A 25,830-nucleotide genomic window follows, 5' to 3' on the forward strand; every position below is an offset into this window, starting at 1 on the left:
GGTTAAAGGTGAACATAGACGTTATTTTCTTCAATGGAGACATCGTATCGTTCCACGGTCACTTCATAACTCTTCGTCCTCATTTTCGGGTCCACGACCATACACCCGGTCTTAATGTCGAATTCCCATTGGTGCCAGGGGCACCGCACGATTTCTCCATCGCGTTCGTAATCAAAGTTTCCAGGACCCTTAGAGGTAATGAACGCAGTCTTAATCCCTTTGCAAAGCGGTGCACCCTGATGCGGGCAAGTGTTGCGGATGGCAAAAAATTCTCCTCCGATGTTGTAAACACCGATGCTTCGTCCGTTCGCTTCAATGATCTTCTTCTCTCCTACAGGTATCTCGGATGCCTTTCCCACTAAATAACCGGACATTACACCGCCCCTCCCTTTCCCACTCCTCTTGAAGGAAAACCATACAAGTCAGCTGCATTCTGATAGAAGATTTTTTCCCATAAAGAGTCTTCTAATTTAGGAAAAGCCAACAACGGGGAATCAAAATCCCAATGCGGGTAATCGCTGCAGAACATGAGTGTCTCATCCGCATAAACCGCATTCATCATTTGGCGGAACATCTCTGGATTCGGCGTGGGCTCCAATGGCTGGGAAGACACTCTCACGTTACTTCGGAAATATTCACTCGGCTTTTTCTTCACCCATGGCGTTTGGAAGCGCAACGCTTTCCAATCTTCGTCCATCTTCCATAAATATGGCGCTAGCCAGAACACGCCGGCCTCCTGAAGAACCACTTTTAGTGTCGGGAATTTTTCGAATACGCCTTCATAGATAAAGCTTGCCAGGTGCGCCGCCATCACCATGGGTCGGCTAGCCCGGTATTCGGGGTAGTAAGTAACATAACCGGCTCCGGTGTTAGGCCCATTAATGCCGACTCCTTCCATCAGGACATGAATGGTAAAAGGCAGATTATGCTCCACGCAAGCCTCGTATATCGGATGATACATCCGGTTTCCGTACGGCTTTTCTGCTCCGCTCGAAACGATTACTTGAACCATGTCCGGATGGGAGCCCACCCGTCGGATCTCTTGTGCTGACTGTAAGGGATCCTGCTTCGGAATAAATATGGACCCTTTCAGCCTGCTGTCCTTCGCTAGCCAATGCTCAAATGTATAGTCATTGATGGCCCGGCTCATCGCTGCCGCGTAATCCAAATCAGGCGTGGCTTGGCTTGAGTAATCGCTGCCAGTTAATATTCCGTACTCGATATCAAATGGATCTAATAATTGTTCTCTCATAAAATCCAGGTCGCTTCCGGGAAAGCCTCCGCCCGGAGGAATGGAGTCGGCCATCTGGCCCACTCGGATCCCTCCGTTTAGATACAATGAGCCTGGAAGCCTCCATCCCCACAGATCGATCTGATCGCGATACGCTCGGGGCAAATAGTTCTTGATTTCATCCAATGGGGTATAGTTATGGATGTCTACATCGATAATGCTTCGTTTCATCTTTGACTTTTTCTCTGATTTCTTGCTTTCGGTCATTTCCACGAGTATCACTCCTTCTAGTAGAATTATAAGCTCACGTTAGGAACCTTTGACGAACACGGTCTTAATCGCGGTAAAGAACTCGATCGCAGCTTGCCCTTGCTCGCGGGAACCGGAGCTCGACTGCTTGAGGCCGCCGAACGGAGCCTGCAACTCCACCCCTGCGCTTTCCGCATTGACTCTCACGAGCCCAGCGTCCATATCTTGTATAAAGGAAAGCATATTACCTATATCTCGGGTGAAAATCGACGCACTTAAGCCATATTGAACATCATTCGCGATTTCCAGCGCCTGTTCGATGGAATCTACCTTAATCAGGGCAAGCACTGGCCCGAAGATTTCTTCTTGAGCAATACTCATGCTGGAATTTACATCTTCGAAAACCGCAGGCTCTACAAAAAATCCTTGCTCCAACCCGAATCCTTCCGCCCGTTGACCTCCGTGAAGAAGAGTGGCTCCTTCAGCAACGCCTTTTTCAATATAGGATAGTACGGTCTTCAATTGACTTTCACTTGCACAAGGACCCATCCACGTGTCCGCATCCAACCCATGGCCCACCTTAATTTCTTTTACCTTCGCGAGAAGCTTAGCCTTGAATTCCTCGTACACTTCACTTTGAACGATGACTCGGCTGGTTGCCGTACACTTTTGCCCTGTAGACCGCAGTCCTCCGCTGATCGTCGCATCCACTGCTTGATCTAGGTCCGCGTCATTGGCCACAATCACTGGATTTTTCCCGCCCATTTCCAGCTGGAATTTTGCCCCTCTCGCTACAGCTCCCAGTGCCACTTGCTTGCCAATCTGATCAGATCCGGTAAACGAAATACCGTTAATGCCAGGGTGATCTATGATGCCTTGCCCTATCACTGACCCTGTACCCGTAACCAAGTTAAGAACTCCAGACGGCAATCCGGCTTCGGCAAAGCATTCCACAACTTTCGCCGCCGTTACGGATGTTTCTTGGGCAGGCTTTAACACCACAGTATTCCCATAAATGAGGGCAGGAGCCATTTTCCATATGGGAATCGCAACGGGAAAATTCCAAGGAGTAATCAGCCCGACGACACCAAGGGGAACACGGGTGGTAAACAGGAGAGCCTCGCTGTCAGTGGAAGGGATCACGTCTCCATTTTTCCGAAGGCCTTCCCCTGCATAGTAACGCAGGATGGCAATTCCTCTAGCTGTTTCCCCCTTCGCTTCGGGAAACGTCTTGCCCATCTCCTCGGTCATTGTCTTCGCGATCTCATCCAACCGGCTCTCGAGCACGTTGGCTGCTCGATAGAGCAAGTCTCCCCTTGCTGATCCCGATAATTTTCTCCACGAGACCTGAGCCTTTTTGGCAGCTTCTACCGCTTGATCCAGCTCCGCTTTTCCCGATTTCTGAACATAGCCTACGATCTCATTTCGGTTGGCCGGATTCACGCTCGCAATAACTTCATTCGTAGAAGCAGCTGCCCACTCGCCATTAATATAGTTCCTATAAGTTTTCAATTGATTTCCCTCCCATACTATCTTTATAAATCTTGTAAACTACCAGCGTACGCTTTCTCAATAATCATCTGAATGTCGGCTGCTCGGGTCAGTCGTGGATTCACAAGCACATTTCCGCTTCTCATCGAGTCTTCCACCAATTTCGGCAGGAGCTCCAAGGAGACTCCTAAATCTTTGATATTGTTCGGGATTTGCATCGCCTGGTTCATCTCCAGGACGGCCTCGATGGCTTTTTCAGCTGCTTGCATCGGGGATAACCCGGCAACATCCTTTCCTAATGCAACGGCAATATCCCTGAACCGTTCCGGACATGCCGGAAGATTGAATTTCATGACAAAAGGCAGCAGGGCTGCGTTGGCGATGCCATGCGGAACATTGAATACGCCGCCAAATGTATGGGAAATCGCATGCACATTCCCCAAGCGGGACTGGGCAAAAGCAACCCCAGCCATCATGGAAGCGACCAGCATATTTTCTCTCTGCTCGATATCCGTTCCCACGAAATAAGAAGGGATGAGATTTTCGCCAATCATTTTAATCGCATGGATAGCGAAGGCTTGGCTAATTGGGCTGGAAGCCTTGGATGTATAAGATTCGATCGCATGGGTTAACGCATCCATACCGGTTGCCGCTGTAATCGGCTGAGGAAGATTCAGCGTTAGGGCCGGATCCAATATCGCCAGTGTCGGGAACAAGTAAGGACTGATCACTGCCGTTTTGAAGGAAGTCTCTTTATTCGTCACAACAGTGGAATTCGTCACTTCGCTTCCCGTTCCAGCCGTCGTCGGTATGGCAATGATCGGAAGCGGCGGAACCTCGATTTTTCCTACCCCTTCATACTCCAGAATATCGCCAGGATTCTTCGCCATGAGGGCAACTCCCTTGGCCGTGTCGATGCTGCTTCCGCCGCCAACCGCAAGTACGGCATCGCTTTCATTCTGCTTCAACGCTTGAGTCCCTTTTCGAATCGTTTGCGCGGATGGATTGGGCTCTACCTCATCAAAAATTTCATAGGGCAAGCCGGCAGACTGAAGAGATCTTTCAATTACTCCTAATAGATTGGCAGCACGCACGCCTTTATCCGTTACGATTAGTACACGGGAAGCGCCTAAATCTCGAATCAATTCCCCCGTTTTTTCAGCAATACCCTTCCCGCATTCCACTCGCGTCGGCATCAGATACTTGTACGGCAATGATGACATCTTGCATTACATCCTCTCGTTTTGAATTGTTCACCTACTAGATGTGTACTAGAATCCGGTTATCTTCAACAGATACATCATAGATCTTTACCCTATACCGATCAGGATCCGCCAGCGACTTGCCTGTCTTAACATCGAATTCCCACCCGTGCCAAGGACAAACGAGAATTTCCCCTTCCATGCCGTAAATATATTCATGCGGCTTCGAGGTCAAGGTGGTTCCGGTAAATTTGCCTTTGCATAACTCCGCTTGTTCATGTGGGCACACGTTGCGGATGGCATGATAATTCTCGCCGTCGAAATAGATGCCGATGCTTCGTCCTTCGATTTTCATAATCTTGCAGCTTCCTTTTTCAATCTCTCCTACTTCCGCTACCTCGTGTTTTATCATACGAGTTCACCTTCCTTTTCAAGCTGGCTGCTGTTTAGCTGATAAAGTTCAGCTGCGTTTTCATACCCGATTCGCGTGCGCAAATCCTCCGGTAGTTTATTCAGCACAAAGGTCGGAGTATCATTATCCCAGTGCGGATAATCGGTCGCAAACATCACCGTTTTCTCCGCCCGCATCATGCGAAGCATCTGGACAAGTTCCTCATTGTTCGGCTCTTCGATCGGCTGCGTCGTAAAGCGGCAATGCTCGATGATATATTCGCTTGGCTTCTTTTTCAGCCACGGAACTTCCTTGCGCATGCCGAGGAAATTCTTGTCCATTCTCCACATTAGATGCGGAACCCATGCCAATCCGCCTTCAACGAAAACAACTTTAAGGGTTGGGAATCTCTCAAACACGCCCTCGCAAACTATGCTGTTCAGCTGGGACATGTGGTGAATAGCCAAAATATTGTGACGTTCAAAATTGGTCGTTGGCGTACCGACGGCAGAAATCGGTGGATTGATCCCATCTCCTTCGCCACCGCCGTGGAGGGCAAGAACCAAATTATTGCGAACGCAAGCTTCATAGATGGGATAAAAGCGGCGCTGCCCGAAAGGTTCCCGCGACGATACTGTACAAATGGCCTGAACCACCCTCGGGTGCTTGCCTAGTCGATCAATTTCTTTCGCTGCCAGGATGGGGTCTTGCGTCGCAATGAGGATGGAAGCAAGCCAACGCTCATCTGTGGGAAGCCAGGTGTCAAACGTATAATCATTGAACGCAGAGGCCACCGCTGCCGCATAGTCCGGATTGTTGTGCGCCGACACGGTAAGCAAGCTCCCGGTCAGTACCGCTTTGGATATATTGTAGCGATCCAGTGCATCCGTTATGGCAAATTGGGGGTCCGATCCCGGGGGAAGTCCTTTCCCAGGCGCTGCATCCCGGCGTGATAGAGGAACGGGTTTATAAATAGTAATGGGCAAGGTGGCCTCAGGCTCACTTAATCGCGGCCACCAGACCCGGGGAAGATAAGGCTTCAAGTCGTCAAAGCTTTTAAGGGTTTGGTGGAAATCACAATCGATCACCCCTTGTTTGAGCACGGATTTAGATTTCTTTGTCGATAACTCCATATTTTCCGACCTTTCCTTTGATGAATTTGGGACATAACAACATTCTAAAAACGGTTTCATTTGTATATAAACTGTGATGTTGCTTGAATAAATAGTATCATCGGCAGGTAAAGAGCAGGTTAAATGAACATCAAGAATAGATTAAGTTGTAATAATTTTCTTTTGATTTTAGATTCCAACTATTATAATATTGCTCATAGCTATCATTTACTGTTTTTTGCTAAATTTGAAACCGCTATCTTTAGCGAAATGAGGAGATTTTTCCGTGAATAGAGTGACGATTTTAGCAGGGATTGCGATAGGCTTGATTTTACTAATCACAGGATGCAATTTTTCAGCCGACTCTCCCGATGAGGGCAATGCAAGGAAGACTTCTGGAATGAAAGAAACGGATAAGATTACGATCAAATTTGCCCATCACATGTCCGATAGCAGCGGCAGCGGAACGGCCATTCGAAAATTTGCCAAATTGGTCCATGAAAGAACGAATGGAAAAGTACAAATCGATCTATACCCCGATGGCCAACTGGGCGGGGAACAGGATGTCAATGAAAACGTAATCACGGGAACCATCCAGATGTCGGAAATTTCTGCCCCCATTCTAGGAGGGCTCTCCCCTCGCTTTAATTTGCTGAATGTGCCATATCTTTGGGAGAGTAATGAGTTCGCTTATTCCATGTTGCATGGAGAGATTGGCAAGCAACTGAATAATGATCTCTTGAATGAAAAGGGACTCCGCGTTCTTACCTGGTTTGCGGAAGGCTTTCGCAACGTTTTTTCAGCCGAACATCCGATTCTCACCCTGGAGGATTGGAATGGGCTGAAGATTCGTTCCCCTGAATCGGACGCCTACTTCCACGCATTCAACGGTCTCGGAGCCAATCCGTTTCCCCTCGCCTGGCCACAGGTCTATGTAGCATTAGAAAACAAGGTGGTTGCGGCTGCGGAGGCCCCTTATGATCTGGGTTATACGGGCAAGTTCTATAAGGTAACAAAGCATGTTTCCACAACCCAGCATATTTTAATCACCCAAGCCATTGTCATCAACAATATGTTCTGGGAATCCCTTCCGGATGATATTCGCCAGGTGATCCAAGAGACGGCATTAGAAGTCTCTAAGGACTATTTGGATTATTACCCTGTGCTGGAAGGAGAACAGATGAAAAAGCTGGAAAGCGAAGGGGTCCAAATTCATATGGTCAGCGAGAAAGAAAGGGCGAGAATGGCCGAAGCGGTGAAGCCGGTTAGGGGCTATCTAGGGGAAAAATACGGAATATCGGATATGATCGTGCAAACGGGAAAATAGGTCGAGGAAATGTCCTCGACCCCTTTTGGTAAATCTTGATTCTTACTTGCGTACCTTCTCTACCTCATCATACATTTCGCGGACTAGCTCTTCGCCAAGATCCTTGGCAAACTTATCAACCACCGGCTGAACCGCTTCCTGCATGTTCTTCTTTTCCTCCGGTGAAATCTCATTGACCTTCATTCCTGCTGCCTTTAAATTATCAAGCGACTGGTTCACGTCTGCCCGGTTCGTTTCGCGCTGGAAATCGCGAGCTTCTGCGGCCGCCTCTTCCATAATCTTTTGTTCTTCTGGTGACAGCTGGTCCCAGAACTTCTTGCTCACCAAAACGATAAAGGAGGAGTAGAGATGTTCCGTTAGGCTTAAGTACTCTTGAACTTCATTATATTTATCCGATTCGAAGACAGGCAGCGCATTTTCAGCTCCGTCAATGGTTTTGCTCTCCATTGCGGTAAATACTTCCGTGTAAGGCATTGGAATTGGATTGGACCCCAGTGCCTTGAAAGCACCAAGATGGATCTCATTCTGCTGCGTTCGAATCTTTAGTCCCTGGAAATCCTTGACTGAAGCGACGGGGTGTTTACTGTTCGTTAGGCTACGCATACCGTTTTCCCAATAAGCGAGTCCGACTAGATTCTGATCCGGGAGTTTGTCGATAAGCTTTTGCCCGACGGGACCATCCAGAACAGCCGCTCCTTCATCCACGTTAGAAAATACGAAAGGCAAATCAAAGATGCCAAATTCCTTTATATTCGCCCGAAGGGGCGGAGTTGTCGTGATTGCAACCTCCTGCATGCCGGCTTGCGCGGCTTCGATCATCTTCTTCTCATCCCCGAGCTGGCCGGAATAGAAGGGCTGGACCTTCATCAAGCCTCCGCTCTTTTGCTCCACTAGCTCGGCAAACTTTTTTAAGCCTTTGCCTGTCGAGTGATCTTGCTGCAGAACAATTCCAGCTTTGACCGTCCTCTTTTGAATGCTGTTGGCAGCTTCTTGGCTTGCCCCTGCTTCGCTGGCATTTCCCGCGTTGTTTCCGGCCCCGCATCCTCCAAGAAGAAGCAAGCTCGGGATCACCAAACTAATCGTTAAGTTTTTTGCCCATTTTTTCATGATTATTCCTCCTCAATTTTTGGTTTTTATTCAGCCTTCCCAAACTACGTCAGCCAGCCCAGCGGGACCGTCACAATGGAAGGGAACAGAATCAGCAAGATTAAAATTAACACTTCCACCAGCAAGAACGGCCATATTCCCTTGATCACATCTTCCATACCGATCTTTCCTACTCCGCAAGCGACATTGAGCACCGTCCCTACCGGTGGAGTAATTAATCCAATGCAGCAATTCAATATGAACAGCACACCGAAATAGATCGGATCAATTCCCGCCTCCAATATGATCGGCATGAGGACGGGAGTCAAAATTAGGATTGAAGGCACGATATCCATGGCCATCCCTACAAGAAATACCAATAGATTGATGGCCAACAAGAGTAACAATGGTTTCTCCATCAGTGGTCCAAGCATTTCGGTGATGGCTGCCGGAATGTTTGCCACCGTAATAAGCCAAGCCGAAACCAGGGCCGCTGCAGCTAGGAACATCACGACACTCGTCGTTTTCGCCGAAGTTACCAATACCTGATAGAGTTCACGGATCTTGAGCTCACGGTAAACAACAAGCCCGACAAACAAGGCATAGAATACGGCAACAACCGCGGCTTCCGTTGGAGTAAAAATCCCTCCCCGCAATCCGCCGACGATGATGACCGGCAAGAGAAGCGCCCATACCGCCTGTCTGGTGGCTACCCACATTTCTTTTGCGGATTTCTTCGGGAACACTTGAACCTTATCTTTTCGAACGACAATAGTCCAAGCGATGACTAATGCCAAACCAATGAGAAGACCCGGAACAATCCCCGCCATAAACAGCTTGGTAATGGATACTCCGCTGGTCACCCCGAAGATGATCATCGGGATGCTGGGAGGAATGATCGGCGCAATGATCCCTCCCGCTGCGATTAAGCCGGTGGAACGGTTTCGGTCATAACCGGCCTTCACCATCATGGGGATCAGAATCGCTCCAAGTGCCGCCGTATCGGCAACCGCAGAACCGGAGAGCCCGGCAAAGAGCACACCAGCCATGATGGCAACATAGCCCAACCCGCCTCGAATATGTCCGACAAGAGACATCGCGAAATTTACGATCCGTTTGGAAATCCCTCCCGCATTCATCAATTCCCCAGCGAGGATGAAAAAGGGAATGGCAATGAGGGGGAAATTATCCGCACCGCTAATCAGATTTTGCGCGATGATCTGGCTGTCAAACAAATCCAAAAAATACATTAAGGTGACCCCGCTGAACAATAAGGCGAATGCAATAGGCATTCCGAGTGCCATGGCGCCGAGCAATGATCCTAAAAAAACGCCTAATGTCATGACGAGCCTCCTCCTTGAGCTGCTTGCTGATAAGGCGCAGTGACCACCTTTTCCTCAACTTTCACGGTGCGCGGAAATAACGTTTGATAGACATTCCTTAATATAATAAAAGACATGCTGACGCTCATCACGATCCCGATTCCGTAGATGAAGGCCTGAGGCAATCCCGTTGCAGGTGCTTTAGTCCCGAGACTCATCATCGTCATTTTCCAGCTTCCATCCAAAACAAGCCATAAGATATAAAGCATCAAGACGTGAGTGATCACGTATGCTGCTTTTTTCATCTTCGGTGACAATCTTTTAACCACCATATCGACACTTAAATGATTGCGATCCGACAGCGCACCGATTGCCCCCAGGAATACCATCCAAACGAACAAGAAGCGTGCCATTTCTTCTGACCAGGTAATCCCTGAATTGAACAAGTAACGAAGAACTACATTGCCAAAAACAAGAACGGCCATTACCGCTAAGGAAACCGCCATCAGCACATTCAGCAAATTCCCCAAAAATACAGTTGTTTTTTTCACATAATCTCCTCCCCGATCCTAAAACATGGTAGGCTCTGTATGCCCCAACAAATGGCTTAAGCACTCCAAGAGGTAGTAGTCCCCCCAAATGAGTTCACTTTCCAGAGCCACCCCTAATTTCTTGTTAAAGCATCCTTCCAATAGCATACCTGGTCTCCTTCCGTCTCCCTTCGACGTGGGAGTAAGGTAGTGGCTAACAAGCCGTTCAATGGATTGAAGAGCAACCGCTTTGTACCTCTCGCTTTTCTCCTCATCTCCTACAAGATGGCTAAGCTTCAGCAAGGCAGCAGCTGCAATCGCGGTGGCAGAGGTATCGCGATTGGCATGGGGGATTTCAGGATCATCGAAATCCCAAAAGGCTACACCGTCTTCCGGAAGATGGCTGATCCACCATTCTGAAACATGAAGCGAGATTTCCAATAGTTTCTTTTCTTGTGGAGCCCATTGATAAGCAACTGTGTAATGCATCATGGCCCAAGCTTGTGCACGCGCCCAAGTGCTTTCTTCACTATAGCCTTTATGGGTGTAGCGCCTAACCAGGTTTCCTGACGGATCAAAAGTTGCTGATTGACATACGGATCCATCCTTGCGGACACATAGTTTCAGATGCTGCAGGGCATGGTGAATTGCAACTTCAGCCAAGGAACGCTCCCCTGTTTCCCGGGAAGCCCACAACAATAAGGGAGTTGCGCAAACGCCATCAATATTCGCCTCCGCATTTCCAACATTGCTCGCTTCTTCTGCCTCCTCCCCCAGCGGGATCAATCCAGCCTTCTCATCATAGGCCGAATATACGGACCTGGCTGCGCGAATGGCCAGATCTCTTGCCTTTTCATCTTTAAGCAGAATACTTCCAAGTACAGCGCCATAATAGAATAAAAACCCGCGGAATACCGTTCTGGAATGTACACGCTCATCCAAGAGGCCAATCCATTTCTGGGCCCATTGGTGGTACAGGACATCCTTTGTTGCGGCTGCAGCCAACCAATTCATGCCGCACCAATACCCACCCGTCCAATCACCGTTTGGGCTAAAGACCCACTTTCCCGTTTTTCCGTCAGCATAATGCGGAAATTGCTTCCCCGCACTCATAGCTGTCCATTTTATTCCTTCAAGCATTTGTTGAAAAGCCTCTTTCATTCTTTCCTTGTCCATTGATTCACTCCTCTGCATCCCGGATGCAAAATATTAAGCGTTTTCAATCACTGTTTAAACTTTGTCTTGCGGTTCATTGTAATGCAACTATTTAAAGTTTTAGGAAATTTACAGTCAAGTTTAGATCAAGTTTTGATTAAGTTTAAAAAAGGAAAAAGAAGAGAAAGAAACAATTCTCTTCTTCATCCTTGATTAATAATGTTTTACTATTATAATTATTTAATAAACACTATAAATACGCTGTTAAGGTTCTCTATCCATTCCATTTCAACGAGAGAAGGTGAATAGCATTGGAGGAAATACTTATCGTAGAAGATGATCGAGATATTCAAAGATTATTCTCCATTTGTTTAGAGCAAGAGGGAATTCCCTTTTCTATAGTGTCCACTGGCCAAGACGCCATTGACAGCGTGAAGAAGAAAGTTCCTGATCTCATATTGCTCGATATTATGCTTCCGGATATGAACGGAATGCAAGTATGCGAGCAAATTCGATTCTTGACCTCTTCCCCTATTATTTTCATCAGCTGCAACAATAAAGATAGCGACAAGGTACTTGCATTTAGTCTCGGTGGGGATGATTACATTGAGAAGCCCTTCAGCACGAGTGTTCTTTTGGCTCGAATCCGCGCTCACTTGCGAAGAAATCGAATTATTCAGAAGCAAAAAACAAGTTCCCGTCAGCTTGCGTTCGACAACATTGTGATCGATACTTCCTCCCGCGAATTGTACCGGAATGGAGAAATCATTGACCTTACGACCAAAGAATTTGATCTGATCACCTTTTTCGCTCAACACCCTAATCAAGTGTTCTCACCGGAGCAGCTCTTGGACAAAATTTGGAGTATTGATTCCTTTAGTGAGAAGAGGACTGTAATCGTTCACATTTCGAATCTGCGAAAAAAAATTGAAGAAGATCCGCTAAACCCCAAATATATTGTGACGGTACGAGGGGTGGGATATAAATTTGCCGGTAATCAAAACCATTAAACAGTCATTCTTTCTAAAAATCCTATTCTTCACCACCTTGCTGTCGTTCTTGCCTTTTCTCTTATTAGGTGTCTACAGCCTGATCCAAGTAGAACATTTATCTGAGAAGATTATGCATCAACAAATTGAGAAGACCAAAGCCAGCGTATTATCCCAGAAATTCTCCTATTTGGAAAAAGAAGCTCAAACTGTAAGCCTTGAATTAGTAAAAGTAGAAAATAATCTAAAATTAATTCAGAAGCAAGCGGAAATGGTATTTTCGAAGGAGAATCACACGTTCTCACACGAGCCCGACATCCAACTGGTGAAAAGCACTCAAGGGTATTTAAGGGAACCTCAGCATATCATCGATAGGTATGATAAGGCCAATTTTTTTGTCAGCTCCCGTGCGGCCGATGCCTCTGCCATCATGACAGATCTGAAAAAAGCAAAGGAGCTAGAGCCTTTGCTAAAACAGACGATTAAAAACGAATCCATTCTAAAAGCCGCTTACCTCTTTTTATCCGAATCGGCCTGGCTTACTTATCCGGCCATGAATATCGATTTCGAGGTGGCAACCCATAAGCTTCCGCCAAACATTCGATTGCAAGACTATGAATTCTATCATATTGCAGACAGGGAGCATAACCCGAGCAGAACCGTAAAATGGACGAAGCCTTTTCAGGATATTTCCCATTGGAACTGGGTCATCGCAGCAGCAGCCCCGGTGTATCTCCCCTCTGGGGAATTAAGAGGAGTAGTAGGAGTCCATTTTCCGATCGAATATATCAAAATGAAACTCAATGACATTCGCTTTGAGGAACCCCATGCCTTTGCCTTTATCATCGACCAGCAGGGCCATTTCATCGGTGGGCAGCGAAACAATCCCGATGATGCCCAGAAGCCCGAATTAATAAATGCGGCGCTGAACACCAAGAAAGGAATATCGGAAGTAAAGCTCGATGAAGGAAATATCTATTTGCTGTCCACGCCGATCAAAAACAACGGATGGATCTTAAGCTTTGCGGTCCCGGAATCAGATATTATCGATCCTATCGTTAATGATGTAAAAAAAGAAACATCGATGCAAATCCTTTCCTTTTCTCAAAAACTATTTTTATTGTTAGTACTTGGCACATTCGTGCTAGTAATATTTTCCTATCGTTTCTCGAAAACTATTACGAATCCAATCAAGCAGTTAACGGTGGCTCTCAAGGAGAGTGCAAGCGGACACCTTGGAAAGAAAATCCCTGTTCAACAAGAGGATGAAATCGGCAAGCTAACCGAGACATTTAATTTCATGAACAGCACGATCCAGCAGTTAATCAACGAACTACATGATCGAGCCGATCAGCTCGAAGATAAAGTGTTAGAGCGAACGAAAGAGTTGGAGGATGCGAACAGTCAGCTGAGGGAGACCTATAAGAAGCTTAAGAATTCGGAAGAACTCCGTTCCGAGCTCATCATCCAGATTTCTCATGATCTCAAGACGCCCTTAACTTCCATCAAAGGTTACCATGAAGTCCTGATGAAATATGATCAACTGTCCGAGGAACAAAAAAGGGAATTCATGAAGCTGATTTCGCTTCGGCTTAACCATATGATCCAGCTCGTCAATGATTTGTTTGACATTACCGCAATGGACATCAATGAGATGCACTTTGAAAAAGAATGGATCCCGATTGAATTTTTGCTGGAACACTCTTTGGACATGGTCATAGCAAATACCCCAAAGCAAAAGATTACCGTCCACTCGCAAATTGAACCGGATCTCCCCTTGCTCTTTGTGGATGGCAAGAAAATCAATCGAGCTTTCGTCAATATTTTGGAAAACGCCATCAAATATTCAAGAAATAAAGAAGAAATCATGGTCGATATTAAAGTCTTCCAGCAAGATCAAGAGATTTATATTCAATTTAAAGATCAAGGCATAGGGATTACGGAAGAAAACATCAAGAATATCTTTACCCCCTTTTTCAGGGATCAGCGAGCCAAAAGCGAAAAAACCATGGGAAGCGGATTGGGACTTACGATTGCGCAAAAGATCATTCATGCCCATCACGGAGACATCCTCGTCGAGAGTCAAATCGATCAAGGGACGACCATGACCATAAGGTTGCCCGTAATGGATGAAATGGAGACTGAGGGTGAGGAAGGAGCAGTCATTAAAGGCAGCTAAGAACATATATAATGCCCTATTCATGATGTCATGGACATCACATGATAGGGCATTTTAGTTGTCCAAATAAACTCGCTTCCGATATCACAGAATCTTTGACCCGTTCTTTGAACCTTGTCTCTTCTGGAATAGACCACCAAGTATACGTTGGTCGGTTACTCTTTCGCTAACTTAACCAATTTATCAACCGCCCACTTCACAGCAATTCCCGTTACGATATAAAAGAAGAAAGAGTATGTGTATCTCCATTTCAGATAAAGGGCTTGATCTAACCAATGGGCTAACGGCTCCCCGAAAAATGCATACACAATCGCCATAACAACCAGAGCTAGGGTGTACGATTTCCAGCTGCGAAAGTATTGGTAAATAAGCATATACGCAACAGGGACAACACTTGCATCGAAGGGTAACGACTTAGGAATGATAGGAATAAGCTTCACGGGATATAGCCAAAAACCCAAGTGAGTTCCCAATGAGTCTAGATTTACCGTAATCAAAATAATGACCATACCAAAAAGCAAAATTTCTACAACTCTCTTCTTATCAACCAGCTTGATCCAGATGATCCACGGAACAATCAGAAAAACGACTAGCAGCCACCAGTTCCATGCTTGAAATGCATATAGTGACCAACGCTCGACATCAAGTTGAACCAGTTGATCTTGCAACTCTCTCACTCGCAATAAAGACTCCTCATATACTACTTCCACCTGGTTCACCCTTTTCCTATTTTCAGATACATTGCACTGTTACTATTATGCTTACATCAAATAATTTCATTGACGAAATAAAATAAAATTCGGTAAACTATCAGTATATTGCATACCAAATTCAACAAAGAATATTTGTTAATTTCTAGGTATACAATATACAATCTGTAGTAAGAGGTGGTTGTGTTGCGTAGTTATTTTATCCTTGCGATGTGTTGTTTATTTTTAATTCAATATTTTGTGGGTTCACAGGTCTTACAATATGCATTAGCCATCTTTGCCACGATTGCTTTCTTAGGGAGCATTACTCTTGCCCGGCGCACGCCGCGGTTTTTTAGCATCCTGATGTTTTTGGCTGGAATGGTTTTTACGATTTTAAAAGGAGACGGAGTGGAAGCTGCTGTACAAGGCATTACCGCCAATCTTCCCTTGTTGACCCTCCTTGTTCTTGTTCCGTTGCTATCCATTCCACTGAAGATGGGTGGTTTTTTTGATTCCATTTTGTCTTATCTTAAACAGTTTGAGAACCAACCGAGAAAACTGTTTCTGGGAATTACGACCGTCCTCTTCTTTTTAAGTCCGATCCTCAACATCGGCGCCATTCGCATTGTTCATGAATTCGCTCAAAAATTAAAATTGAACTCCACTTTTTTGTCCAAGGCTTACCTGGTTGGTTTTTCATCCACTATATTATGGTCACCTTACTATGCTGCCGTAGCGATTACCTTGCTGTATTTGCAGGTGTCGATTGCTGATTATGTACCTTATGGATTAGGGCTAGCGATTTTGTTTTTAATCCTAGGGAACCTCATGTTTAGTCTGTGGGCTAAAAAGCAAAAGTTTGGCACAGCGAAACCCGATGCAGAACCCGTCTCTCCTAAGCACAGACAAAGAATAAAGCTCCTGGCTTTGATTATCTTTTGCTTAATGGCTGTAACCATTATCGCTGAAATGATTACCCATTGGTCCATGCTTGTACTCGTTAGTTTTGTAGCCATTCTTTTCCCTGTGTTATGGACCTTATGTTCCAATCAGTGGAAAACATTGAAGCAATATCTTCTGGATTACCGAGATCACTCTGTTCCTATTATGAACAATGAAATCATAATGTACATTAGTGCTGGCTTTTTTGGTCAATCCCTTACGGGGACAAGCTTTGGGTATGGGTTGAGTAAATTCATGATAGACTTAGCACAGCATTCATTCTTACTGTTTGCTTTGTTTATCCTGATCACTATGGTGGGCGTAACTTATATGGGGATACATCAAGTCGTTGTAGTGACCGTACTTGCGACACAAATGGACCCCGTTTTAATGGGTACAACGAAAGAAATTTTAGCGCTGGTCATTATGCTGGCATGGGCCACTTCTTCAGTTTTAAGTCCAGTGAACCCCGTCAACCTATTGGTAAGCACGCTAGTGAAGAGGACAAGCATTGAAGTCGGGACTCGGGATAATGGATGGTTTCTGCTCAGTATGTGTACGATTGGAATTGCTATCCTTACTTTTTTTCACTAGGTTAAGGACTGCAATCTATAATAAATGATAAAGAGTAGCCCCTTATTGTTAGGGGCTACTTTCAAATTTTACATCTTCTTTTGGGATGGACCATTTCACTCACGCTAATGATTTCCTTGGTTAGTGGAAATATGGGTCTGGTAGTTTTCAGAGAGGTCTTTGATTGTCTCAAGATAGGGCCTCATGTCCTGCAAAAATCTGCGTTTAAACTCCTCCTGAAAGTGCACATCCCCCCAGCGTCCTCCCGCCAATTGTTGGTATTCATGAATACTTTGATCCATTAGCAGTAATTGTTCTGAGATCCCTTTCAAGGTTTCTCTCGTTTTACTATCCAAATTCGTAGAAGCCTTATCCTTGAACTGGTATCCCATAACATAAAGGACATTTCTTGTGTCCGCTCGAAAGGCTAGTAGCCAGAGATCTTGCTGCAAGGCTGAAGTCATGATCTGATGATTTATACCGTATTCGGTCTTCAAGGGCTGGGAATTGTCATCGCTTAAATGGATCAGCTTGTAGAGACGATGTTCCCAGGCTTGATTCATATTCTTTGCGTGGGAGAGCAGGTCCCAAAAAGCTTTCTCGTCCCTTTCATCTACCTTGCTCAGTTTCTCAAGCAGTCCGGCCAATGAAACAAGGGAGGGGGTATCTTCTAGGAGATATAGAAAAGTATAATCATTTTTGTCCTGGTACCATGTGAGCTGTTGTTTTTGCTCCCGGATCAATCGGTGCTGAAAGAAAGAAAAAATCGTGACGAGTACCAGCAAAATAACAAGGGTAATGAAATAAGGATTTCGTTTCACAATGGAACGCCTTTCCGCTAAAATATCCGTGCTCCCCCAAACACTACCTAATTTAAAAAGAAGATTCTAGAGGTAATAAGTCCCTGCTTGGTCCGAATACAAAAAAACAAAAAGCTTTACCTCCATTTCTGGAGATAAAGCTTTTTGCCATTCTGACATACATGACCAAAAAGAATAGAACATCTATTCCCTATCATAAATATAGACCAAAATCCCGTAGTTCATACATTCTAGGATCTTATACTCCTCCCCCTCCTCCGCCACCCCATTACCGGCTTAAAAAACTCATTTTTTTTCATACGAATAGTTGACTCTACCTGAGAAATGAGGGTTCGGTAGGTGTTTCGGATGACCACGACTACTAGGCGGTTTGCCTCTAGCGGGTCTTCCTTCAGACTGCCAACGGTAAAGCGCTCAGCGCTTTGCCGTTTAAAAAGGGACAGTCCCTTGCCTGAGGGGGTATCCCCGAAGCGAGTATAGTGTGTAGAGATCGGGTTCTCTATGCTCTTTTTTTGGCGAAATAGAATCAGATACAATTTTCGAGTGGAATAAAGTCTAATGTAAGGTTTTTAGGCCATTCTATTATTTCCACCTCTCATCTCAAAGAATAGATTATACCATCTTATGGAAAGGTGGAAATCTATTTGCAAAACTTTTTTGCTCGCTTAAGAGGTTCTGAAGAAGTTCCTCCCGTGGCTACTGCTGCAAGAGGAAGAAGCTTCTTCCGATTAAGCCGAGATGGCAGGAGGCTTCGATTTATACTGGAAGTGGAAAATATCCGCAGAGCAACGGAGGCCCACATCCATCTCGGGAGAAGAGGGGAAAACGGTCCTGTTGTTGTGTTCCTGTTTGGCCCCATTCAAAGGGGAGTTACGGTTGGCCGCGGAGTGGTCCGCGGTACGATTACAAGAGCTGATCTAGTTGGGCCGTTAGCAGGACGGTCTCTCGCTGCGCTAATCCGTGAAATGAGGAGGGGAAACGCGTATGTTAATGTGCATACGGTACAAAATCCCCCGGGAGAGATCAGGGGGCAGATTGTGCATCTGCGCCAAGACGATGAACGCCGCAGACACCGCAGACGTAGACGCGGCGGTGGCGGATACAGCGCTTGCGGGTGTGGGAGTTAGCCACCCCTTAAAGCAGCTGGTCTAGCTGCTTAAAATGAATAAATGTAAAAAAACTGCCATTCATTGGCAATTTTTCTATGATCGCCATCGGTAAAGCGCTCCGTGCTTTACCTAATAAAAGGGGACAGTCCCTTCCTCCGAGCAAGGGTCATATAGTGGGTGGTTTATCCTAGAAATGAAATAAAACGTCCACTGACTCTCCATAGGCCAGTGGACGTTCTGCGAGTTAAAAAAGCAAAAATCCTAACGAAATCACCGCTCCCGAGACAAATAACACGATCAAGCAATAGCCCATGATGTCTCTTGCGCCAAGTCCTGCGATGGCAAGAGCAGGAAGTGCCCAGAATGGCTGGATCATGTTCGTCCAGGCATCGCCCCAAGCGATGGCCATGGCTGTTTTGGCTGCATCAACACCTAACTCCGCTCCCGCAGGCATCATGATAGGGGCTTGAACCGCCCATTGTCCGCCGCCGGAAGGAACGAAAATGTTGACTAATCCGGCAGCCCAGAAGGACAGGAGCGGGAATGTCGTGGCATTGGAAATGCTGACGAACCATTGCGACATGCTTGCGGCTAGGCCTGAAGAGACCATCATCCCCATGATTCCAGCGTAAAATGGAAACTGAATCACGATCCCTGTGGTTCCTTTTACTGCTTCAGCGGCAGCATCGAGAAATTTGCGAGGAGTGCCATGAAGCAAAATACCGCAGAACAAAAAGACGAAATTGACAATATCCAGATTTAATTTAAAGCCGTTTTTTCCAAAGTAATAGACTATAAAGCCGAAGCCCATAACTGAAATGATCTGCGAAACGAGACGGCTGTTTTCAAGACGATCAGCTGGCGTTAGAGCAGTTGCCGCTGCGACCTCCTTTTTCTCCACAGGCTCGTCTTGGATACCACGGAAGACAAAAGCCTTTCCTTTTTCCGGCATCATCAATCGATTCACGATCGGCAATGTGATGAACAAAGCAGCAAGAATGAACAAATTCATCGGCGAAAAAATCGTCTGGCTGGTTGGGATGACCCCAATGAGATCGACCACGATATGCTTATCTGTGGCAATGGTTAAAGGAATGGAGCCGGAGAAGCCCCCGTGCCAAACGATAAACCCACTGTAAGCGCTTGCGATTAACAGGCGGTAGTCAACCCCGTCTACTTTCTTGGCGATTTCGCGCGCAAGCAGCGCTCCAATGACCAGACCAAAGCCCCAGTTTAACCATGCCGCAGCGGCTGATACAACGGTTGTCAAGATGATGGCTCTACCTGGTGTTTTAGCCGTAGAAGCAATCGCTTGCAAAAGTCGGCTGAACAATGGCGTCTTGGCCAGCGTGTATCCCGTTACGAGTATCAGCAACATTTGCATGGAGAAAGCTAAGAGATTCCAAAAGTCTTCTCCCCAGAATTGAACCATTTGGATCGGCGTATTCCCTGCAAACAGCCCAAATCCAAACACGACGACAGTTAGAATGACAGCAAATAAAAACGGATCAGGCAAAAAACGATTGACCAGGCTGACACTGGCTTGAGTCATGGCTCTAAACATAGTTTCCCTCCTATTTAGATGATAGAAATGATTTCCCATCTATCTAAAGCAAAAAGGATGCCAAGGTCTTTAAAGCCTTTCTATAGACTGATAGGAGAGCTTTAGGCCATTCAACCGAGTAAAGATTCGCCAGCAGCTGGGTAAAATTTACTCACTTAATCGGCTAGGCCGTAATCCTGACACTTATACACGAAGGCTTTCCGCGACATTTGCAGAAGTCTTGCGGCCTGAGCTTTGTTTCCTTCCGTTTCTCTAAGAGCCCATTGCATCGCCTGCATCTCAGCCCGCTCAACCACCTCTCGAAGGGTAAATCCATAAGAAAAGGTTTCTTGTAAAGTAAACGCGTGGCTACTAGCTGCAGCCTGTTGAACCGCTCCTAATTCGGGCAGGTGCTCAGGTAAGAGAATGTCCCCTGAAGCCATAATCATCGAGCGGCAAATCACATTCTGCAGTTCACGGATATTCCCTGGCCAAGTATAAGCGCGCAGCTGCTTCAACGTTTCCGGTGCCAGGTAAGGGAGCTCCACTTCCATTTCTTTTGCATATCGACTCAGAAAATGCTGAATAAGCTCTTCTAAATCTTCCATTCTCTCCCGCAGGGGAGGAACCTGAAGGTTCACTACATGAAGTCGATAATAGAGATCCTCTCGAAACTGTCCGGCTTCTACCATCTCTCTTAAATTTCGATTGGTGGCAGCAATGAGGCGCACGTCGACCTTCACGGTATGGTCACCGCCGACGCGGTCAATCTCTCTTTCTTGTAGAAAACGAAGCAGCTTCACTTGAAGAGACAAGGGCATTTCACCCACTTCATCGAGAAACAAGGTCCCTTGATCCGCTAATTCTGCTTTTCCCAATTTCCGAGTCACAGCACCGGTAAAAGCCCCTTTTTCATGGCCAAACAATTCACTTTCTAATAGGTTCTCTGGAATCGCTCCACAATTCACCGTCACGAGACGATGGGCCGCGCGTGGACTATTCAAATGGATTTGTCTAGCTAATAACTCTTTTCCCGTGCCGCTTTCCCCTTCGATGAGTACAGTGATTGAGGAAGCGGCCACTTTTCCTATTAGCTTATAGATTTCCTGCATGGATCGAGATTGCCCCACCAGTCCATCCGGCTGAACAGCGACACTCTTTCGCAAATCCTTCACTTCTTCTATGAGGCGTTTTCGTTCTCTTGCCTTAGCGACGATCTCTTTAATATGGGAGATATCAAAGGGTTTCACGATGTAATCATAGGCTCCCAGGCGCATTGCTTCCATGGTCGTTTCCGCCGTATTATAAGCTGTGAACACGATAACTAATAAGGTAGGAAATGCCTCGCGGACGGTGCGCAAGAGTTCCATCCCTCCCATCTCGGGCATATGAAGATCGAGTAGCATCAGCTCATATTGGCCAGGGTTATCCTTCAGGAACCCTAAGGCTTCCCTTCCATTTGTCGCTTCTTCCACTAGGAAGCCCTCTCGCTTAAACACGGTCCCTAACGCTTTGCGCACATGGAACTCGTCATCCACAATTAATAAACGGGTCACACCCTCTCCTCCGTTCTCATAGGAAATTCCACTTGAAATAAAACGCCTTTTTCTTGATTATCAAAGAAAATCCGCCCTCCGTAAAGGGAAACGATATGCTGCGTGACGGAAAGCCCCAATCCGGTTCCCTCCGACCGACTCGTGGCAAAAGGCTGAAAGCAGTCGTCTCGAACAGGCCCACCCGTATTAAACACAGAAAAGCCTCGGACTTCGTTCACTTGAAATATCCGCAGGATCAAGTCTCCTCCCGGTTCAGCGGCTTGAACGGCATTCATGAGCAAGTTGATCACCACTTGCTGCAGGAGGTGAAAATCAGCTTGCATGACCACGGCTTCCCACTCTCTTTGAACCGCCAGTCTCTTTTTTCGGGCATCGTGCTCGATGAGCAGCCAGGATCGCTCAAACACCTCAATAAGTCGGACGGGACTTTCCTGTTGGATCGACGGCTTCCCAAAAAGAAGCAGTTGCTCCACCAAACGGTTGATGCGATCCACTTCTTTGGCAATAATTGACAAATATTCCCGGTTCGCCTCTGGATCTGGATCCTGGAGGCCTTCCTCTACAATCTGGCTAAAAGCCTTAATGGAGGTCAAAGGATTTCGAATTTCGTGAGCCATCCCGGCTGCCAGCTCCCCTAGAGCTCTCATTTGATCGGCACGGCGCATCCGCTCTTCCATTTTTTTTCGATCTCTCAAATCCCGAAAAACGACCACAACCCCCATCGCCTGACCCTTAGCATCTCTTAGAAACGCCGTACTGCTATTAATCGGGATCAGCTCGCCGTTTCGGGACGGAAATTCAAGATCAATAGAAGCATAGGCTTCTCCCGTTTGCAGCGTCCGAAGCAAAGCGCTCTGCTGAGCGGCTTGCACACCCGGAGGAAAAATGAGCTCGTAGCGTTTTCCCATCATTTCCTCTATCGAATATCCTGTGATTTGCGCGGCGGCCTCATTCCACTCCGTCACTTTCCCTTCCCGATCTAGCGTAATAATTCCATCGCTTACACTGCTCACGATCGCATCCGTATGGCCCTTGATCCTCGCAATTCGGTGGAGCAGCTCATTCACCGCTTGAGGGATGCGACCAAGCTCTCCCTCCTCTTCCGGCACTCGCTTGGATAAGTCGCCGCCGTCCCCGATTTTTTGAATTGCCCCGATGATCCGGTCTATCTTCCCTCCAATTCGGTTGGCTGCATAAAGGGAGCAAAGAATACTGATGAGTCCCCCGATCGCAAGGATCGATAGAATTTTCCGTTCCATGTCAGCGAGTTGCATTTGGATATCGCTCATAAGCTCGTTTGCCCAAACGTACCCGATAATCTCCCCCTCGCGCTGCAGCGGAACCATCGCATTCATGATGTAGCCTCGAACCTGCTCACCCGTATATACTCTCGGCTGACCATCCTCCAGAACAAGCCGACCGGGATGGTCGGCCCCGATCGAAACGCCAATCTTATGCTTTAATTCGTGGCTGGGCCCGTAGGTGACCACCGCGTCTAATTCTTTCGAATAATAGCCGACTCCCACCCCAGGATTATCTGCAGCCACTCGATCCGATATCAGCTGAAGCTTTTCATTAAGCACCGCTAACTTTTGTTCTCGTGTCAACTGACCCTCCCCGAGCAGATCATTCCATGTCCCAATAAACATATTGTCAAGTCCTCTGGCAATGGAGATCAGCCGCGCTTCCTTTTCTTGAAGCAAGGACTCCTCCAACTGATGAATGAGATAGTATCCCGTAAACAAAACCGGGATGGTAATGGCCAGCAAAACTGCCAGCATCAGTTGTATTCGGATAATCATATTTATAGCATCCTCTCAAAGGTTGGGATGACTCCCATAGACCGATATTTCTTCAAATGTCTCGTGTCACCTGGGATCGCTTAAAAGGCCATGTCGTCGTTTTAGAATCGCGTTATCCGGGTTAGGTTTCACTAACTTAACTTTACTACAAGCTGTAATATAAGACTATCGTTCCCCAAACAGGGCGCGGCTCAGGTAGTAAGAAATAGACCATGAGTTGCTAGCTTGTGGTCGATCATCAAGTTAGGGAATAGTTCAGAGCTACAGCCCATTGTTCTATTCTTTTTGGTCATGAATGTCAGAAGGCCAAAGAGCTTTATCTCCAAGACTGGAGGTAAAGCTTTTTGCTTTCTAATGCAGAAGATGTTCTGGTGTAAAAATTTTCAAATTTTAATGATGGCGAGGTTGTCCCCCCAAGCCGATTGGATCAACCTGAGAAGACAACCCCGTTTCCTGTTAAGTACTTACGGATTTGGACGGACGGTTGCTTCTTTTCAGGTACCTTTTGAACTTGCTTGCCCCTATACCTAAAATACTAGAGTATGGCCACGAGGCTTCTAAGGCTTGTCTCATGTTTTGTTATGAACTCCTCTCCACAAGAATTATTTACTTCCCCGATTTTTATCAAGTGGTGTCTTCTTACTCTTTGGAGTTCATTTTCCATGAGGTTTACGCGGCCTCTATTTTACATTTCTCTATCCCCAATGTATAATAAAATTAACAAGTCACAAAATAAAAAAGAGACCTGTAGTGCTGGAACACTACAGGTCACGTACAACAGACGTTCCCAAAAAGGGGATTGGCTCAATGTCGAAGAAATAGACCACAGAGTTGTCAGCTCACGGGTGGTCTATTTCTTTTTGGTCATGAATGTCAGAATGGCAATGACGACACCAACGAATGTTAATGTGAACATGCCTAGATTTAATGCTAAATCTATTGCATCATATACTGACACCATATTCTCACCCCCTTTCATACAGGGATGAGCCGACCACCCATGAGGAGCCGATTCTATTGTACTAGTCTATTATATCATAATGAAAATGATACGAACATATGTTTTGTTGATTTTAGGAAAACCCCAGCCCGGACTTCTTTTTCGTTAATGCGACCGATTTTCGCGTTATAATGCCGGCAAAAAATTAGAGCTCGTTGTATTTCTTATTGGATCCGAAAGCTTTTCCCACCGGGTACTTTTGTTTGTTTTTCTCGATCTTCTCTTCGATCGCTTCCTGAATATTGATATCTAAATCATGAGCGAGGTATAACGCATAGATGAGAACGTCCGCCAGCTCTTCTTTGATCTTGGGAAGGTTCTGTTCCACTGCCGTTTGGCTTTCCTTCCACTGAAAGTTCTCTAGTAATTCACTTGCTTCTAGAGAGATTGAGATCGCGAGATCCTTGGGTGTATGGAATTGTTCCCAGTCTCTTTCTTTTCGAAAGACTAATAATTCATGGATGAGTTCCTGCACAGGTTTTCCTCCAGGTGTATTGTTTTAGGTTAGTCGATTACTCACTGTTTCTTTTCCCTGCCATACTGTATATTTGATCAATTATTTTCATATTTGCAATGGATTTTTCCGGAGAGTAAAATGGTTTCTGATCGTAAAGGATACAAGAGGAAAAATGTTCGATTTGAAGAGTGTAGGCATCATACTCTTCAAATGTTTCCACTCGATGACCAAGATGACCTGAAATATCGATGGCTGGTACCCCTTTGTCAGGTCTAAATGGCAAAGTAACCTTAATTACTCCAATTTCTCCTACAATTTCAACAAACTGTCTTTGGGCATATTCAAATGAACAGTCAAACTGAACCATTACATCATTCGGGAAAACAAGTTGGGCGTTAAGCGTCAGGTCAACTTGATTAGAGAATTTTGCAATAGATTGTACTTGAGATGGTTCGCCACCCAATAAGAGACTACTTACATGTACACAGTAAGTGCCAACATCATAAAGTGCTCCTCCTCCCTTTAACGGTTCAAGACGTATATCGTTAGGTTGGTTTAATAAAAACGAAAAGGCTGCATTAATCTTCTTCACCTTTCCGATTTCACCCTTATCTATCAACTCCCTCACTCTCTTCCATTGAGGATGAAATTGATACATAAAAGCTTCCATGAATTTTACGCCGTGCTGTTTACAACTTTCGACCATTTCCATAGCCTGTTTGGCATTTAATGCGATTGGCTTCTCGCACAAGATATGCTTTCCCTTTTCGGCAGCACGTATCGTCCACTCTGCATGTAGATGATTAGGTAACGGAATATATACCGCATCAATATCGGGATCTTCGAGTAATTTCTCATAGCTGTCATATACTTTCGGTATCTGATGGCGTTCAGCAAACATCCTCGCTTTTTTCTCATCACGACTGGCGACAGCGATAACCTCAGCGTTGGCAGCGGAGTGAATGGCGGGAACTACCTGCTTATCAGCAATTCGTGCAGTGCTCATAATTCCATATTTTATTTTCTGCATTAATCCACTTCCTTTCTATGTGACTTCTACTCAACTGTAAT

23 protein-coding genes are annotated in these 25,830 nt (G+C 46.0%); 5 read left to right on the forward strand and 18 right to left on the reverse strand.

Annotated elements, in window-relative coordinates; translation table 11 throughout:
• Window positions 1–2 precede the first annotated feature (2 nt).
• From EIZ58_RS21615 to EIZ58_RS21640, 6 genes are read right to left on the reverse strand one after another with little or no spacing between them, the layout of a single operon-like run.
• A complete protein-coding gene (locus EIZ58_RS21615) occupies window positions 3–374 on the reverse strand; it encodes a Rieske (2Fe-2S) protein (protein ID WP_134703014.1) in 372 nt (123 codons plus the stop codon).
• The gene (locus EIZ58_RS21620) at window positions 374–1,498 is read right to left on the reverse strand and encodes an amidohydrolase family protein (protein WP_240689387.1); all 1,125 of its coding nucleotides are present in this window, start codon (window positions 1,496–1,498) and stop codon (window positions 374–376) included. The genes EIZ58_RS21615 and EIZ58_RS21620 overlap by 1 nt, the downstream gene beginning before the upstream one ends.
• Before the next feature lie 42 nt (window positions 1,499–1,540).
• Window positions 1,541–2,992 carry an alpha-ketoglutaric semialdehyde dehydrogenase GucD gene (gucD, locus tag EIZ58_RS21625; RefSeq protein ID WP_240689303.1) on the reverse strand — a complete coding sequence of 484 codons (1,452 nt, stop codon included), beginning with the start codon at window positions 2,990–2,992 and terminating at the stop codon, window positions 1,541–1,543.
• A 23-nt stretch (window positions 2,993–3,015) separates the two neighbouring features.
• Window positions 3,016–4,194: an iron-containing alcohol dehydrogenase gene (locus EIZ58_RS21630; RefSeq protein ID WP_134703017.1), complete on the reverse strand. Its 1,179-nt coding sequence runs from the start codon at window positions 4,192–4,194 to the stop codon at window positions 3,016–3,018.
• 37 nt (window positions 4,195–4,231) lie between these two features.
• On the reverse strand, window positions 4,232–4,585 hold the full coding sequence (locus tag EIZ58_RS21635; RefSeq protein WP_134703018.1) for a Rieske (2Fe-2S) protein: 354 nt from the start codon (window positions 4,583–4,585) through the stop codon (window positions 4,232–4,234).
• Window positions 4,582–5,697: an amidohydrolase family protein gene (locus tag EIZ58_RS21640; RefSeq protein WP_167577869.1), complete on the reverse strand. Its 1,116-nt coding sequence runs from the start codon at window positions 5,695–5,697 to the stop codon at window positions 4,582–4,584. The genes EIZ58_RS21635 and EIZ58_RS21640 overlap by 4 nt, the downstream gene beginning before the upstream one ends.
• A 265-nt stretch (window positions 5,698–5,962) precedes the next feature.
• Between EIZ58_RS21640 and EIZ58_RS21645 the strand changes: the two genes are divergently transcribed.
• Window positions 5,963–7,003, forward strand: coding sequence for a TRAP transporter substrate-binding protein (locus tag EIZ58_RS21645; protein WP_134703020.1), 1,041 nt, complete (start codon window positions 5,963–5,965; stop codon window positions 7,001–7,003).
• Window positions 7,004–7,045: 42 nt separating this feature from the next.
• Here EIZ58_RS21645 and EIZ58_RS21650 read toward each other — a convergent pair whose 3' ends face one another.
• Genes EIZ58_RS21650 through EIZ58_RS21665 form a run of 4 tightly spaced genes read right to left on the reverse strand, consistent with a single transcriptional unit; the run spans window position 7,046 to window position 11,117 of the window.
• The gene (locus EIZ58_RS21650; protein ID WP_134703021.1) at window positions 7,046–8,110 is read right to left on the reverse strand and encodes a TRAP transporter substrate-binding protein; all 1,065 of its coding nucleotides are present in this window, start codon (window positions 8,108–8,110) and stop codon (window positions 7,046–7,048) included.
• Window positions 8,111–8,154: 44 nt separating this feature from the next.
• Window positions 8,155–9,432, reverse strand: coding sequence for a TRAP transporter large permease (locus EIZ58_RS21655; RefSeq protein WP_134703022.1), 1,278 nt, complete (start codon window positions 9,430–9,432; stop codon window positions 8,155–8,157).
• Window positions 9,429–9,962, reverse strand: a complete 534-nt coding sequence (locus EIZ58_RS21660) for a TRAP transporter small permease (protein ID WP_370297776.1) — start codon at window positions 9,960–9,962, stop codon at window positions 9,429–9,431. The genes EIZ58_RS21655 and EIZ58_RS21660 overlap by 4 nt, the downstream gene beginning before the upstream one ends.
• Window positions 9,963–9,980: 18 nt before the next feature.
• Entirely contained in the window at window positions 9,981–11,117 is a 1,137-nt protein-coding gene (locus EIZ58_RS21665; protein ID WP_205672296.1) for a glycoside hydrolase family 88 protein, read from the reverse strand.
• Between the two features lie 290 nt (window positions 11,118–11,407).
• Here EIZ58_RS21665 and EIZ58_RS21670 point away from each other — a divergent pair, with 290 nt between their 5' ends.
• Both EIZ58_RS21670 and EIZ58_RS21675 read left to right on the forward strand, forming a co-directional pair.
• On the forward strand, window positions 11,408–12,106 hold the full coding sequence (locus EIZ58_RS21670; protein WP_134703023.1) for a response regulator transcription factor: 699 nt from the start codon (window positions 11,408–11,410) through the stop codon (window positions 12,104–12,106).
• A complete protein-coding gene (locus tag EIZ58_RS21675; RefSeq protein ID WP_134703024.1) occupies window positions 12,084–14,264 on the forward strand; it encodes an ATP-binding protein in 2,181 nt (726 codons plus the stop codon). Before EIZ58_RS21670 ends, EIZ58_RS21675 begins: the two co-directional genes overlap by 23 nt.
• A 155-nt stretch (window positions 14,265–14,419) precedes the next feature.
• Here EIZ58_RS21675 and EIZ58_RS21680 read toward each other — a convergent pair whose 3' ends face one another.
• Window positions 14,420–14,974, reverse strand: a complete 555-nt coding sequence (locus tag EIZ58_RS21680; RefSeq protein ID WP_134703025.1) for a CBO0543 family protein — start codon at window positions 14,972–14,974, stop codon at window positions 14,420–14,422.
• A 186-nt stretch (window positions 14,975–15,160) separates the two neighbouring features.
• Here EIZ58_RS21680 and EIZ58_RS21685 point away from each other — a divergent pair, with 186 nt between their 5' ends.
• Window positions 15,161–16,492: a hypothetical protein gene (locus EIZ58_RS21685; RefSeq protein WP_134703026.1), complete on the forward strand. Its 1,332-nt coding sequence runs from the start codon at window positions 15,161–15,163 to the stop codon at window positions 16,490–16,492.
• A 104-nt stretch (window positions 16,493–16,596) separates the two neighbouring features.
• Here EIZ58_RS21685 and EIZ58_RS21690 read toward each other — a convergent pair whose 3' ends face one another.
• Entirely contained in the window at window positions 16,597–17,292 is a 696-nt protein-coding gene (locus tag EIZ58_RS21690; protein ID WP_134703027.1) for a hypothetical protein, read from the reverse strand.
• A 644-nt stretch (window positions 17,293–17,936) separates the two neighbouring features.
• Here EIZ58_RS21690 and EIZ58_RS21695 point away from each other — a divergent pair.
• Window positions 17,937–18,419 carry a CHRD domain-containing protein gene (locus EIZ58_RS21695; protein WP_134703028.1) on the forward strand — a complete coding sequence of 161 codons (483 nt, stop codon included), beginning with the start codon at window positions 17,937–17,939 and terminating at the stop codon, window positions 18,417–18,419.
• 226 nt (window positions 18,420–18,645) lie between these two features.
• Here the strand turns inward: EIZ58_RS21695 and EIZ58_RS21700 are convergent, their stop codons facing one another.
• The 6 genes from EIZ58_RS21700 to EIZ58_RS21725 form a co-directional block, all read right to left on the reverse strand.
• Entirely contained in the window at window positions 18,646–19,965 is a 1,320-nt protein-coding gene (locus EIZ58_RS21700; RefSeq protein ID WP_134703029.1) for a short-chain fatty acid transporter, read from the reverse strand.
• 155 nt (window positions 19,966–20,120) lie between these two features.
• The gene (locus tag EIZ58_RS21705; protein ID WP_134703030.1) at window positions 20,121–21,500 is read right to left on the reverse strand and encodes a sigma-54-dependent transcriptional regulator; all 1,380 of its coding nucleotides are present in this window, start codon (window positions 21,498–21,500) and stop codon (window positions 20,121–20,123) included.
• Window positions 21,497–23,302 (reverse strand): PAS domain S-box protein, encoded by a 1,806-nt coding sequence (locus EIZ58_RS21710; RefSeq protein WP_134703031.1) that lies wholly within the window; start codon window positions 23,300–23,302, stop codon window positions 21,497–21,499. The genes EIZ58_RS21705 and EIZ58_RS21710 overlap by 4 nt, the downstream gene beginning before the upstream one ends.
• 850 nt (window positions 23,303–24,152) lie before the next feature.
• Window positions 24,153–24,263, reverse strand: coding sequence for a putative holin-like toxin (locus EIZ58_RS34560; RefSeq protein WP_240689305.1), 111 nt, complete (start codon window positions 24,261–24,263; stop codon window positions 24,153–24,155).
• A 184-nt stretch (window positions 24,264–24,447) separates the two neighbouring features.
• The gene (locus EIZ58_RS21720; protein ID WP_134703033.1) at window positions 24,448–24,777 is read right to left on the reverse strand and encodes a nucleotide pyrophosphohydrolase; all 330 of its coding nucleotides are present in this window, start codon (window positions 24,775–24,777) and stop codon (window positions 24,448–24,450) included.
• A gap of 37 nt (window positions 24,778–24,814) precedes the next feature.
• Complete coding sequence (locus EIZ58_RS21725) at window positions 24,815–25,789, reverse strand: Gfo/Idh/MocA family protein (protein ID WP_134703034.1); 975 nt, start codon at window positions 25,787–25,789, stop codon at window positions 24,815–24,817.
• Between the last annotated feature and the right edge of the window lie 41 nt (window positions 25,790–25,830).

The sequence above is a fragment of the Ammoniphilus sp. YIM 78166 genome (assembly GCF_004522215.1).
In the GTDB taxonomy this organism is placed as follows: Bacteria; Bacillota; Bacilli; order Aneurinibacillales; family RAOX-1; genus YIM-78166.